At 62.2% G+C, this 8909-nt stretch carries 11 protein-coding genes; 2 read left to right on the plus strand and 9 right to left on the minus strand.

What is annotated here, in order from left to right; genetic code table 11:
* Positions 1-118 precede the first annotated feature (118 nt).
* From truA to HW554_RS13555, 3 genes are all read right to left on the minus strand, one after another.
* A complete protein-coding gene (truA, locus tag HW554_RS13545; RefSeq protein ID WP_176909118.1) occupies positions 119-910 on the minus strand; it encodes a tRNA pseudouridine(38-40) synthase TruA in 792 nt (263 codons plus the stop codon).
* Between the two features lie 107 nt (positions 911-1017).
* Positions 1018-1560, minus strand: a complete 543-nt coding sequence (locus HW554_RS13550; protein WP_176909119.1) for a GNAT family N-acetyltransferase — start codon at positions 1558-1560, stop codon at positions 1018-1020.
* A 122-nt stretch (positions 1561-1682) separates the two neighbouring features.
* Positions 1683-2882 carry a thiolase family protein gene (locus HW554_RS13555; protein WP_176909120.1) on the minus strand — a complete coding sequence of 400 codons (1200 nt, stop codon included), beginning with the start codon at positions 2880-2882 and terminating at the stop codon, positions 1683-1685.
* Between the two features lie 90 nt (positions 2883-2972).
* Between HW554_RS13555 and HW554_RS13560 the strand changes: the two genes are divergently transcribed.
* Positions 2973-3455 (plus strand): DUF4293 domain-containing protein, encoded by a 483-nt coding sequence (locus tag HW554_RS13560; protein WP_176909121.1) that lies wholly within the window; start codon positions 2973-2975, stop codon positions 3453-3455.
* Positions 3456-3472: 17 nt separating this feature from the next.
* Here HW554_RS13560 and HW554_RS13565 read toward each other — a convergent pair whose 3' ends face one another.
* The 6 genes from HW554_RS13565 to fumC form a co-directional block, all read right to left on the minus strand.
* The gene (locus tag HW554_RS13565) at positions 3473-4099 is read right to left on the minus strand and encodes a thioredoxin family protein (protein WP_176909122.1); all 627 of its coding nucleotides are present in this window, start codon (positions 4097-4099) and stop codon (positions 3473-3475) included.
* A gap of 157 nt (positions 4100-4256) precedes the next feature.
* Positions 4257-4760, minus strand: a complete 504-nt coding sequence (locus HW554_RS13570) for a DinB family protein (RefSeq protein WP_176909123.1) — start codon at positions 4758-4760, stop codon at positions 4257-4259.
* A gap of 125 nt (positions 4761-4885) precedes the next feature.
* Complete coding sequence (locus HW554_RS20415) at positions 4886-5359, minus strand: DUF6970 domain-containing protein (RefSeq protein WP_218134716.1); 474 nt, start codon at positions 5357-5359, stop codon at positions 4886-4888.
* 183 nt (positions 5360-5542) lie between these two features.
* A complete protein-coding gene (locus tag HW554_RS13580) occupies positions 5543-5950 on the minus strand; it encodes a diacylglycerol kinase family protein (RefSeq protein WP_176909124.1) in 408 nt (135 codons plus the stop codon).
* A complete protein-coding gene (locus HW554_RS13585; RefSeq protein ID WP_176909125.1) occupies positions 5934-6530 on the minus strand; it encodes a GNAT family N-acetyltransferase in 597 nt (198 codons plus the stop codon). Before HW554_RS13585 ends, HW554_RS13580 begins: the two co-directional genes overlap by 17 nt.
* 248 nt (positions 6531-6778) lie before the next feature.
* The gene (gene fumC, locus HW554_RS13590; RefSeq protein WP_176909126.1) at positions 6779-8176 is read right to left on the minus strand and encodes a class II fumarate hydratase; all 1398 of its coding nucleotides are present in this window, start codon (positions 8174-8176) and stop codon (positions 6779-6781) included.
* 216 nt (positions 8177-8392) lie between these two features.
* On the opposite strand from fumC, the gene HW554_RS13595 reads away from it, so the two are divergent.
* A complete protein-coding gene (locus HW554_RS13595) occupies positions 8393-8680 on the plus strand; it encodes a hypothetical protein (RefSeq protein ID WP_176909127.1) in 288 nt (95 codons plus the stop codon).
* Positions 8681-8909: the final 229 nt, after the last annotated feature.

Raw genomic sequence — 8909 nt, forward strand, 5'->3', positions numbered from 1 at the left:
TTTCTACGAGAATGCAAAGGTAACCAGCCCGCGGGCAGATTGATTCGGAAGTTGGAACGGACAGCAGCAGGAAAAGGAACGTCATGCTTCATCTGGCAGCCCGACCCCAGCCCCTCACTTACTCCCCTTTAAAATACGGCAACCCCATCGGCAGCAGCGCCGCATCCACCAGCTCGGGCGGGTACTCGACGCGGCACAGGAACAGGCCGCCCGCCAGGGCCGCGCCGCTGGCATGCACCCGGCTCAGGCTCCGGAAAATTGCACCGAACTCGGCCGGACTCATTTTACCGCGGCCCACGCTCAGCAGCGTACCCACCACCAGCCGTACCATGCCCCGCACAAAGCGGTTGGCCCGGATGCGGAACACCAGCCCGCCCGGCTCCAGGTGCCAGGCGGCCTCGAAACAGGTGCAGTTGTAGTGCTTTTCGGCTCCTTTTACCTTGGAAAAACTAGTGAAATCGTGGGTGCCGACCAGCATAGCGGCCGCCTCGTTCATGGCTTCCAGGTCGGGGGCGCGGTCGAGGTAGAGGCTGAAGCGTGTGGCGAACGGGTCGGGGATGAGGCGCACGTGGTACTCGTAGGTGCGGGCGCGGGCAGCAAAGCGGGCGTGGGCGTCGGACGGTACCGGGTGCAGCACTTGCCCCCGGATGCCGGTGGGCAGCGCCCGGTTGAGGCGGTAGAGCAGTGTGGGCAAATCGAGACCTTCGGGCAGGTCAGCATCGAAATGCGCTACCTGGTGGCTGGCATGCACGCCCGAATCGGTGCGGCCGCTGCCCAGGCAATACACCGGCTGGCGCAGCACTTGGCTCAGGCAACGGTCCAGCTCCTGCTGTACCGTCGTCACCCGCGGCTGAATCTGCCAGCCGTGGTACTCGGTGCCATCGTAGGCCAGGTGCAGGAAGTAGCGCATTCTTTTTGAGCTGTTAGCCTTTAGCTGATAGCTATTAGCTTTTTGTGAAGTTGTCTGTCGGTCAAAAGCTAACAGCTATCAGCTATAGGCTAACAGCTCTAATGAAGCTATACGACCAGCGCGTAGAGTAGCGAATCCAAGGTCTGATCGTCCTTTACTACGCTGCGGCGCATGCGGCCTTCGAGCTCGTAGCCGGCCTTCTCGAGTACCCGGGCCGAGGCCGGGTTGTTGGCAAAAACCACTGCGTAAAGCCGGCAGACATCGAAATGAGCCAGCACGTAAGCCGACGCGGTGCGTACCACGGCCGTAGCCAGCCCCCGGCCCCAATAGGCGGGCGTGAGCCAGTAGCCGATTTCGGCTGAGCGGCGGCGCACATCGGTTTTGAAGTGTACGCCCACGCTGCCCACCGGCTCGCCGTCAACCTCGATGGCCAGAAACAGGTCGCGGGTGCTGTCGGCCACCAGACACAGAAAGAACTCCGCGTCACCGGCCGAGTACGGGTACGGAAACGTGTCGCGCATGTGGCGCGCAACCTGCTCGTCGTTGGCGTGGCGTACCAGAGCCGGCGCGTCGGCAAACGTCCAAGGCCGCAGCCGGGCCCCGGCTAATCCGGGCAGTTCCAGCGTCGGATTCAGCAGCGGGTCGGGCATGTTTGAGGGGCCGGGGTAACAGGCAAGTAGCGCGAAGCTTCCTGCTTCGCGTGTCGTTGAACGGAATCGTAACAAAGCCAGCAACGACGCGCCAAGCGGAAGCTTCGCGCTACAGCCTTTAACTACATCTTCTCGTAGATGATGGCCGCGCCCTGACCAACGCCTACGCACATGGTAGCCAGGCCGTAGCGCACGTTTTCGCGGCGCTGCATTTCGTGCAGCAGCGTGGCCGTAATGCGGGTGCCGCTGGCCCCCAGCGGGTGGCCGATGGCAATGGAGCCGCCATTTACGTTCACCTTGGCCGGATCGATGCCCAGCTCGCGCATGGAAGCCAGGGCCTGAGCGGCAAAGGCTTCGTTGAGCTCGAACAGGTCGATGTCGTCGATGCTGAGGCCGGCGCGCTCCAGCACCTTGCGGGTAGCCGAAATCGGCCCGATGCCCATGTAGGCGGGGTCGACGCCGGTAACGGCCGAGGCCACTACCCGGGCCATGGGCTTGAGGTTGTACTTTTTCAGCGCATCCTCACTCACCATCAGCAGGGCGGCGGCCCCGTCGTTGATGCCGGCCGAGTTGCCGGCCGTCACGCTGCCATCTACCTGGAAGGCAGGGCGTAGCGTAGCCAGCTTTTCGAGGGTGGAGAGGCGCGGGTGCTCATCCTGATCGAAGAGGGCCGCATGGCCTTTCGGGTTCGCAATGAATACGGGCACGATTTCGCGGCGGAAGCGGCCCTTCTCGAAGGCGCGCTGGTACTTGCGCTGCGAGTCGAAGGCGAACTGGTCCTGGTCGGCGCGGCTCACATTATACTGGCGGGCTACGTTCTCAGCCGTTTCGCCCATGGCGTAAGGGTGGTGCAGCTTCGAGAGCTTGGGGTTGACGAAGCGCCAGCCCAGGGTGGTGTCGTGGGCCGTAAAGTCGCGGTCGAAAGCCGTCGTCGATTTGGCCATCACGAAGGGGGCGCGGGTCATGCTTTCGGTGCCGCCGGCCAGGTACACGTCGCCCTCGCCGGCCCGAATGGCGCGCGAGGCATCCATGATGCTTTGCAGGCCCGAGGCACACAGGCGGTTGACGGTGTTGCCGGGCACCGTAACGGGCAGACCGGCCAGCAGCGCAGCCATGCGGGCCACATTGCGGTTGTCTTCGCCAGCCTGGTTGGCAGCGCCCAGAATCACATCTTCGATGGCGCTGGGGTCGAGGGTGGGGTTGCGGCGGAGCAGCTCACGTAATACGTGAGCGGCCATATCGTCGGGGCGGACGCTGCTGAGCGCCCCGCCGAATTTACCAATGGGAGTGCGGACAGCGTCCACGATATAGGCGGTAGGCATGGAGAGGAATCCTGTTTTTCTGGTCGCAGTTGGCTACTTTTGTCGTCCCGCAGGGGCGTTTTTAGTCAGCCGAACAGTCAATCCACAAAGATGATACAAAGAATCCAAAGCGTATTTCTGCTGCTGCTGGCCCTGTCCATGCTCAGCGTACTGGTGGTACCCATCTGGACTAAAACCGACCCTGCCAGCCAGGGAACGGCCCTGCTAACAGCCTTTACGCTCAGTTTCGCCAGCGCTGCGCCGGGCGGCAGCACCCTTGGCGCAACCAATACCTGGTCCATTGCGGCACTGGCCGTGGCCTCGGCGGCCGTGGCGCTGTTTTCTATCTTCCAATTCCGCAACCGCTTCAACCAGCTCAAGTTGGGCATGGTCAACTTCCTGCTGATTGTGGGCACTATCGCCGCCAACTTTTACTACTCCAGCCAGGGTGAGCAGCTGCTCAACATCAAGCTTGTTGGCACGTTCGAAGCCGGGTTCTACCTGCCCACACTGGCCCTGATGCTCAACCTGCTGGCCAGCCGCTTCATCCGGCGCGATGAGCGGCTGGTTCGCAGCATGGACCGGCTACGGTAGCAGCTTGCGGTAGCTTTCTACATGCTCCGCACCAGCGTCAGCAGCTCCTGCTGAATCGCGCGGGTTTTGTCCTGGGCATACCAGCCGTGCAGTTTTTCGGCAAATTCTTCGTGCGTCGCACCGGCTGCCTTGGTTTCCAGAAACAAATCCTGGGCTTCGGCGGGGCGCGGGCCCCAGTTGGCGGCCTCGGTGCGGGTGTCGGCGTGCAGTACCACCAGCTTCGGGATGGCGCGGCCACCGTTGGTGAGATATTGATCCATCAGGTCCAGGTTTTCATCGCGCAGCAAGTAGTGCGTACTGATGCGGCCATTGCTGGCCTGGGCCACTTTTTCGAGTACGGGCACAATCTGGGCCGCGTCGCCGCACCAGCCTTCCGTAATTATAAGCCAGGCATACGTCTGCTCAACGGCCTCCAGAGCCTGCTGCAGCTCGGGCAGCAACTCCGCTTTCTTATCGAGGCGCTGCATGCGCTGGATGTTGAGCTTGGCGTAGGCCGTCAGCTCGGGCGATTGGGTTTCGCCAGTGGTCTGGTCTTTGGCCATCAGCTCATCGATGAGCTGGCGGTATTGGGCATAGGTGTAAGCGGTAGCAAGGCGTTCGGCGCTTAGCACAGGCGGCTGGGCCGGAATAGGTGGGTTAGTCATAGAAAGGGGGAGGGATGGGAAGAGTAGCGCGGTAGCAACAGCCACTCGCTCTTTCTTCCTAACAAACGTAAAACCCTTTCGGTTGGCTGCCCGAGCCGCCCGAAAGGGTCCTGCATTTGCTTGCTAACACCTGCGCGTAGGCTGCTTTCGGTCGGGCCTACAGGCTGGGCACGTCGGCAGCGGCGGCCTTCGCCGACAGCTCGCGGCAGTAGGTGATAAAGTCGGTATTGATGGGCTCCAGACCGGCGGCACGCAGTTCCTTGGCCACCTGGCCGCGGTGGTAGTTGCCGTGAATGGGCATGTGGGTCAGAATATCGGAAACCTGACTAGTGAAACCGTCGCCGGCCGAGTTGGTGTACGTGATGAGGCGGTTCAGTTCGGTTTCGTCGGCCTGCTGGCTGTACTGATGGAAACGCTCCGACGTCTGCTCATGCCAGTGGTGCAGGCCCGCCAGGTCGTGCTCCTGCCACACCTTTACGGGGCTGGCCGTGTTGGTGAGGCGGGCCAGCCAGATAGACTGGGCGTTGAGGGCGTGGCTGTAGATGCGCATTCCGCCGGCGGGCAGCGTAGCGCCTTGGGCCACAAGGCCATCGAGGTGGCCAAGTAGCGTTTCGTTGGCCCATACGTTGTAGGCGCCAAGCTTTTCGATGGTGTTAATCATTTTGCTGGAAATAAAATGGAAGCCGGGGAAGTGCACCCCGGCCGCGCGGAATAGAAAAAAGTGGGGAGGACACAAAACTACAGTATCCTGCTGCACTCGTTGCCGCTCGTGGCGCTACAGAAGAACTACCGCGGGTCTTTCCACACGAGCTGCTCCTCGGTTCGGGCCTTGGTGAAGTCGGTGCATTGTCCGTCGCCCTTGCCCGTCAGGCCACCGTCGGGGTGGCAGAGCAGCTTGCCATCGGCCGCATACAGGTTGCTGAACTGGTCGCAGCAGCCGGCCGTTTCGTAGTACACCGTAGCGCCTTTGTACTGGTAGCTGTAAACCTGAATGGGCGGATTAGCCTTTTTGGCCTCGAAGTGCGCCTTAATCTTGTCTTCGAGCCAAGCCGGGCGCTTAGCCGTGCTGAACGCCGGCTCGGAGTTGGGTGTGGGTTCGATGGTGTTGGCGCTGGTGGGCGCGGGTGTCGATACGCCGTTGGCGTTGCCCGACTGCGGTGGGTCGGTGGGCGTGGTGAGGGCTACGCCGCGCTGGCAGGCCGTGGTAGTGGTAAACAGGGCCGCTGCCAAGCCGGCCGTCAGCAGAAAAGAAGTTCGCATACGGGCAGTGGGCGGCGGAAAAATGGCCCTTACCAGCAACTGCCGGCAAGCCGCCGCGCGCTCCAGCCATGGTACGAAGCCCCGCTGTAGTTCGTTGGCTGCAGCCGTAATCCAGGAGTAACCGTCATTCGGAGCATGCTGCTCTAGGCGCAGCATGCTCCGAATGACGGTTACTCCTGGCGCCTAAAAGAAATACGGCCCGAACACTAACACCCCCACTACCAGCGCGGCCAGGGCCATTACCAGCACGGCTCCGGCGGCTACATCCTTGGCGCGGCCCGCCAGCGGGTGGTACTCCGGCGATACGAGGTCGACGACTGCTTCAATGGCCGTGTTCAACAGCTCGGCGCACCACACCGCGCCCACGCTCAGGGCCACGGCCGCCCACTCCCAGCGTACCAGGCCACAGTACAGCCCCAGCCCCAGCACGGCGGCTGTGGTGGCGGCATGGAACCAGAGGTGCACTTCGGTGCGCAGGGCCGCTCCCACGCCCCGCACCGCGTGGCCAAAGCTGGCGGCCCGCCGTTGCAGCACTGTGGGGCGTGTTTCGGAGCCGGCGGCGGGCGGTGGCAGCTTAGGCGCGGTCGTCATCGGTCTGGCGGAACACGCGCGCCCGCAGCTCGTCCCAGTCGGGGCGGATGACGCTGAAGATGACCGTGTCGCGCCGCACGCCGCCCTGGGTGTAGTGGTGGCTGCGCAACGTGCCCTCCTCGGTAGCCCCCAGCCGGCGCATCGCCTCGCGCGACTTGGTGTTGCGGGCGTCGGTTTCCAGCTCTACCCGCTCGCAGCCCAGCACATCGAAGGCATAGCGCAGCAGCAGGTATTTGCAGGCCCGGTTAAGGCCGGTGCGCTGAAACTCGGTGCCCAGCCAGGTGTACCCAATGCTGATGCGCGCTTCCTCGGCACTTATGTTGTAAAAGCTGGTGCTGCCGGCCGCCAGTCCGGTTTGCTTATCAACAATGAGCAGCGGGTAGCGCAGGCCCTGCTCGCGGTCATCGAGAGCCTGGGCAATGTAGGCGGCCAGCCCGATGGCGTCGTCGGCGCGGGTGAGGGTGTAAGCCCACAACTCGGGGTCGGCGGCCACAGACAGCAGGGCTTCGTAGTCGGCCGTTGTGAGGGGCCGCAGTTGGGCCCGCTCGTTTTCCAGAATAATGTCGTGCGTGAAATCCATAGCAGCAATTTACGGATAACGGGAAGATGAGGGTAAAAACGAAAGCCGCCACCCCGGGTGGGGCAGCGGCTTCCGGTAAAACAGCTTAAACGTCAGTCAGCGTGGGGCTAAGAATGAGGTTTTCAACCCGAGTCGGGGAGGTCGGTGTAGGGGCGGGGCTTGCCCCCGCCCGCCGTTCGCACCATCCCAACGATTCCGTTCAACGGCGGGCGGGGACAAGCCCCGCCCCTACACCGACCTCCGCATGTCTACATGCCTACCATCTCCTCGGGCTTCATCCAGGCGTCGAAATCTTCGGCCGTGATGTAGCCGAGCTGGATAGCGGTTTCCTTCAGCGTCGAGCCGTTTTTGTGGGCCGTCTGGGCAATTTCGGCGGCTTTGTAGTAGCCGATGTGCGGGTTGAGGGCCGTTACCAGCATCAGGCTGCTATCTACGTGCTTCTTGATGTTGACCTTGATGGGCTCGATTCCCACGGCGCACTTGTCGTTAAAGCTCACGCAGGCGTCGCCAATCAGGCGGGCCGAGTGCAGGAAGTTGTAAATCATCATCGGCTTGAACACGTTCAGCTCGAAGTGGCCGTTCATGCCGCCGATGTTGATGGCCACGTCGTTGCCCATTACCTGGGCGGCTACCATCGTGAGGGCCTCGCACTGGGTGGGGTTCACCTTGCCGGGCATGATGCTGGAGCCGGGCTCGTTGTCGGGGATGTGCAGCTCGCCGATGCCGGCGCGCGGGCCCGAAGCCAGTAGCCGAATATCGTTGCCGATTTTCATCAGCGAAGCGGCCACCGTTTTCAGTGCGCCGTGCGACTCCAGAATGGCGTCGTGGGCGGCCAGGGCCTCAAACTTGTTTTCGGCCGTGATGAAGGGCAGGCCGGTGAGCTGGGCAATGTGGCGGGCCACGTTTTCGGAGTAGCCGGCGGGCGTGTTGATGCCGGTGCCCACGGCTGTGCCGCCCAGGGCCAGCTCGCTCAGATGGGCCAGCGTGTTTTTGATGGCGCGCAGGCCGTGGTCGAGCTGGCTTACGTAGCCCGAAAACTCCTGGCCCACGGTCAGCGGCGTGGCGTCCATCAGGTGCGTGCGCCCAATTTTTACCACCTGCATGAACTCCTCGCTCTTGGCCCGCAGCGTGTCGCGCAGCTTCTCCAGGCCCGGGATGGTGGTTTCCATCAGCATTTTGTAGGCCGCAATGTGCATGGCCGTCGGGAAGGTGTCGTTGCTGCTCTGGCTCTTGTTTACGTCGTCGTTGGGGGCCAACACCTTCTTTTCGTCGGCGAGGCTGCCGCCCTGCAGCACGTGGCCGCGGTAGGCAATTACCTCGTTCACGTTCATGTTGCTCTGGGTGCCCGAGCCGGTCTGCCACACCACCAGCGGGAACTGGTCGTCGAGCTTGCCTTCCAAGATTTCATCGGCCACGCGGCCAATCAACGCGGCCTTGTCGGCATCGAGGATGCCGGCTTCCTGGTTGGTGAGGGCGGCGGCTTTCTTAAGGTAGGCGAAGGCGCGGATGATTTCCTTGGGCATCCGGTTGATGTCCTGGGCAATCTGGAAGTTGTCGATGCTGCGCTGGGTCTGGGCGCCGTAGTAGGCGTCGGCCGGTACCTGCACGGTGCCCATGGTGTCTTTTTCCTGGCGGAACTGGGTCATAATCAGCAATAGAAAGGTGATACATGAGGGAAAGCCCTGCAGCAAAAGTACGCAGCCCGGCGCGAGCCACCCGAAGCAGCCCTTTGTACGCCCGCTAGGGCAATCGGGTCCTGCAAAAAAAAGAACCGGCCACCCGTGCTCCATCCTCGTAGAACCCCATGACGCGGGACCGGTCTGGCCCCGGCCTTTCTACTTTATTCAGCATCCCATCATCCCATGAAAAAGACCTTCGAAGACGAATCCGACGCCCTGGCCACGCCCGGCCACCAGCCTACCACCAGCCAGCCGGCCGTCATTACGCCCCCGCACCTGGAGAACAAAGAGGCTCCGGCGCCTAAAAACAACGGCGGCTCTGCTACCGACGAAACGCCGGTGCCCACCGAAGGCAACGGTACCCCCGACTACAGCGGTGTGCAGGTGAAAACTGAATCCGACCTGCCCACGCCCGACAAAGCCGGCGGTAGCGCCACTGCTCCCGAAAGCGGCGGCGGCTACAGCGGATAGCGAGGCAAAAACGCTATTTGAAAAGTCGAAAGACCGTCATGCTCAGTATGACGGTCTTTTTTTGGTAAGTGCCTACGCGCTTTAAAGTGCGGCTGTTTGGGAGGTAACTGAAATCAATTAAAACGTCATGCTGAGCGAAGCCGAAGCATCTCTACCGCTTCGTAGCAGTCGTTCAACGAAGCCGTAGAGATGCTTCGGCTTCGCTCAGCATGACGCTCTTTTGATTTTT

Origin of the sequence: Hymenobacter lapidiphilus, from assembly GCF_013377885.1 — a bacterium.
GTDB classification, from domain to species: Bacteria; Bacteroidota; Bacteroidia; order Cytophagales; family Hymenobacteraceae; genus Hymenobacter; species Hymenobacter lapidiphilus.